Below are 3,852 nucleotides of genomic sequence, written 5' to 3'. Positions count from 1 at the left end.
CGGCTGGGCGCTACTGCACCAGCCGCAGGGTCAGCGGGTAACGATAATGCTCGCCGGCGGCGGTTTTCATCGCCGCCATGATGGTCATCACCAGCCAGAACACCACGATCACCGGCAACAGCAGCATACCGATGAAGACCAGGGTGAGCAGGCCGGCGACAATACTGGCCAGGGTGATGGTGATATTGAAGTTGAGCGCTTCCCGGCCCTGCTCAGCCACGAAAGCACTGTCATCCTTTTTGATCAGCCAGAGAATCAGCGGCCCGAGGATGCTGCCAAACGGCACCACCAGGCCTGCCAGGGCCAACAGGTGAGCGGCCATGGCCAGATTGCGCTCTTCCTTGTCCGGGGCACCCGGTACCGGGGCCGGCGTCTGCGGATCGGTCATGGTCTCTCCTTTTACTGACGCACCGTGCGACGATTGGGCAGGGCCTGCTCGAAGTTGGAGCGGAACGGGTTGATATCAATGCCGCCACGGCGGGTAAAACGGCCGTAGACCGTCAGGTGCCGCGGTTGGCACTGGCGCATCAGGTCCATGTACATCTGCTCGATGATCTGCTCATGGAAGCCCTGGTGATTGCGCAGCGAGACCACATAACGCAGAAAGCTGGCCGGGCTGATGGCACGGCCGGTGTAACGCACCACCACCGTGGCCCAGTCCGGCTGGTTGGTGACCGGACAGTGGCTGCGCAGCAGATGGGAATATAACTGGCCGTTCTGCTCGGCACCCTGATCCGCCAGCAGCAGTTCCGGGCGATAATCGTAGTGCTCGAAGCCCACGTCCAGGGTATCGACACACTGGCCGCGGTCTTCCCAGGGGGGAATATTGGCGGCATCGGCCAGGCTGAAAATCAGTACCTCGATGGGCACACCGACAATCTGGCTGACATCCTTTTCAATGGCGGTACGCACCGCATCCTGGCTATCGAAACGGCTGTTGGCAAAGGAGTTCAGATACAGCTTGAGCGACTTGGACTCGACAATGTTGGGCGAGAAACAGGGAATGCGCAGCTCCGCCAGCGCCACCAGCGGCTTGCCCTTTTCATTGAGCCAGGACAGCTCGTAGGCAGTCCACAGGTCGCTGCCATGGAACGGCAGATTGGTGTCATCCAGTTCCAGGCTTTCGCGGGCATCCCAGCGCGGCACCGGACACAGTAAGGCAGGCATGTATTCATCCGAATACTCGCTGGTGCGTCCCAGGGGGGTATCTTTCAGATAACTCATAGCAACCTCAACCAACCTTCCATGGTGTTGGTCCAATCATAGTACGACCGTTCAATGACGGATACCGGTACCGCGTTGCAATAACCACAACGAAAACAGATAGAACACCACCACGAATATAGCAATGGCGCCCAGCGACGCGTAAACGTTCACGTCACTGACCCCCAGCACCCCATAGCGGAAGGCGTTGACCATATAGACGATCGGGTTCACCAGCGTCAGGGCCCGCCAGAAATCGGGCAGCAAATCGATGGAATAGAACACCCCACCCAGGTAGGTCAGCGGCGTCAGCACAAAGGTGGGGATGATGGAAATATCATCGAACTTGTTGGCAAAGGTGGCATTGATAAAGCCGCCCAGGGCAAACAGGGCCGCAGTCATGGTCACCACCAGCACGGTAATGCCCAGGTGATGCATGCTCAGGTGAGTGAAGAACAGGCTCAGCAAACTGACGATCAGCCCCACCAGCATGCCACGGACCATACCCCCGACCACATAACCGGTGAGAATCACATGGGCCGGCATGGGCGAAACCAGCATCTCCTCGATGGAATGCTGGAACTTGGTGGAGAAAAAGGAACTGACCACATTGCCGTAGCTGTTCTGTATCACACTCATCATGATCAGCCCCGGCACAATGTACTGCATGTAATCGAAGCCACCCATGTCACCGATCCGGTGTCCGATCAGGTTGCCGAAAATCACGAAATAGAGCGTCATGGTGATCGCCGGCGGCAGCAATGTCTGCGGCCAGATACGGGTAAAACGACGAATTTCCTTGACCACGATGGTGGCAAAGGCCACCCACTGTTCACGCCAGGTCATGCTCGCTGCCCTCCCTGCTCCGCCGGCAGATTCTGCTCCACCAACCTGACAAACAATTCTTCCAGCCGGTTGGCCTTGTTGCGCATGCTCATCACCTCGAAGTCCTGCTCGGCCAGTGCCACGAACAGCGTGTTGAGGCTTTGCGTCTTGGGCACGGCCACCTCCAGTGTGGTGGCATCCTTGAGTGCCACCTCAAACCCGGGCAACTGCGGGGCAGCGGTGACCGGCCGCGCCAGATCCAGAATGAAGGTTTCCACCTGCAGTTTCTCCAGCAGGGCTTTCATGCTGGTATTTTCCACAATGGTGCCGTGGTCGATGATGGCGATTCGCCGGCACAGGGACTCCGCCTCTTCCAGATAGTGGGTAGTGAGGATAATGGTCTTGCCCTGCTCGTTGAGCGCGGTCAAAAAATCCCACATGGAGCGGCGCAATTCGATATCCACCCCGGCGGTGGGCTCATCAAGGATCAGCAGATCCGGTTCATGGACCAGCGCCCGGGCAATCATCAGGCGGCGCTTCATACCGCCGGACAGGGTCCGTGACGGCTTGTCGCGCTTGTCCCACAGGCCCAGCTGTCGCAGGTATTTCTCGGCGCGTTCACGGGCCAGTGGCGCCGGAATGCCATAGAACCCCGCCTGGGTGACGACAATGTCGAACACCTTTTCGAACTGGTTGAAGTTAAACTCCTGGGGCACCACACCGATACGCTTCTTGGCCAGCGAGCGCTGGGTATCGAGAGAATGACCGAAGATGCTGACCTCACCGGCGGTCTTGTTCACCAGGGAGCTGATCACACCAATGGTGGTGGACTTGCCGGCGCCGTTGGGCCCCAGCAGGGCGAAGAAGTCACCCTTCTCCACGTTAAGGTCGATGCCCTTGAGGGCTTCCACCCCGTTTGCATAGGTCTTGCGCAGATTACGGATTGTCAGTGCCGACAAAACTCACCTCGCCAAACAGAATCGGAAAAAAGACAGTACAGGCAGACTATTCCTGTAGCGGACGTTCGCCCTGCTCACCGCGCCAGATCCAGTGCAGATGCTGGTCGCTGAACCACAGCCACAGACCTTCCATCATCCACGGCCAGTCTTCCTCGCTGATGCGGGTGTGGCCATGCAGCTCGGCCACCAGAATGGCCAGGATGGTGTCATGGGTCACATGCACCGCAAGGTGCCCGGCCTGTGGTTGACGGTCACTGAGGTAACCCACCAGCTTGGCACGACCATCCGCCGGGGTCAGCATGCCCTCAAAGGGTTCCTGAAGGTGCTGGTTGAGAAACTTCATGGCCCCCATGCGCAGAAACTGCGGGCCCACCAGATTCAGGTCTTCCACATAGCAGCCCGGCTCCACCAGCGTGGTGTCGGTGACGATCTCCGGCTCCGGCGCTTCCACCAGCAGACCGGCCTCCCGGGCCCCGTCGGCCATGGCGCGGGCAGTATCCACGCAACGGCCCACCGGGCTGGAGTAGAACGACTCGATCGGCCGCTGCAACTGGCCGCCCCAGCCCCGGGCCATCAACACCCCTTCTTCAGTGAGCGGCAGCCGATAATCGGCAAAGCCGTTCTTGGCCAGTTCCCGAACGGAATGGCGGGTAAGCAGATGGACGGGTTTGTCCTCTGGTATCAGTGCCAGGGCATCCTGCAGGCGGGGGTGTAAGCGGGCCATAGTCTCTCACTTGGGGTCTTGCACTAGTGTAAGGGCCCCCCGGCTTAATGCCAAACCGTGCAGTGAGAGACAGAAACGAAAAAGGGACCCGGAAGGGTCCCTTTTTCAATTTGGAGCGGGAAACGAGATTCGAACTCGCGA

At 59.2% G+C, this 3,852-nt stretch carries 5 protein-coding genes; all 5 read right to left on the bottom strand.

The genetic code is table 11. The features are described from left to right. Nucleotides 1-10: 10 nt before the first annotated feature. Genes A11A3_RS16980 through A11A3_RS16960 form a run of 5 tightly spaced genes read right to left on the bottom strand, consistent with a single transcriptional unit; the run spans nt 11 to nt 3,711 of the window. Nucleotides 11-388 (bottom strand): DUF4870 domain-containing protein, encoded by a 378-nt coding sequence (locus tag A11A3_RS16980; protein WP_008930565.1) that lies wholly within the window; start codon nt 386-388, stop codon nt 11-13. A gap of 11 nt (nt 389-399) precedes the next feature. Continuing rightward, a complete protein-coding gene (gene queF, locus A11A3_RS16975; RefSeq protein ID WP_008930564.1) occupies nt 400-1,224 on the bottom strand; it encodes an NADPH-dependent 7-cyano-7-deazaguanine reductase QueF in 825 nt (274 codons plus the stop codon). A 51-nt stretch (nt 1,225-1,275) separates the two neighbouring features. Next, a complete protein-coding gene (locus A11A3_RS16970) occupies nt 1,276-2,049 on the bottom strand; it encodes an ABC transporter permease (protein WP_008930563.1) in 774 nt (257 codons plus the stop codon). Beyond that, complete coding sequence (locus A11A3_RS16965; RefSeq protein WP_008930562.1) at nt 2,046-2,987, bottom strand: ABC transporter ATP-binding protein; 942 nt, start codon at nt 2,985-2,987, stop codon at nt 2,046-2,048. The genes A11A3_RS16970 and A11A3_RS16965 overlap by 4 nt, the downstream gene beginning before the upstream one ends. Nucleotides 2,988-3,033: 46 nt before the next feature. Beyond that, nucleotides 3,034-3,711, bottom strand: a complete 678-nt coding sequence (locus A11A3_RS16960; RefSeq protein WP_008930561.1) for a histidine phosphatase family protein — start codon at nt 3,709-3,711, stop codon at nt 3,034-3,036. Between the last annotated feature and the right edge of the window lie 141 nt (nt 3,712-3,852).

Source organism: Alcanivorax hongdengensis A-11-3 (genome assembly GCF_000300995.1).
Taxonomy (GTDB): Bacteria; Pseudomonadota; Gammaproteobacteria; order Pseudomonadales; family Alcanivoracaceae; genus Alcanivorax; species Alcanivorax hongdengensis.
The sequence above is the reverse complement of the archived record's forward strand: the minus strand, read 5'-3'. Positions and strand labels throughout refer to the sequence as shown.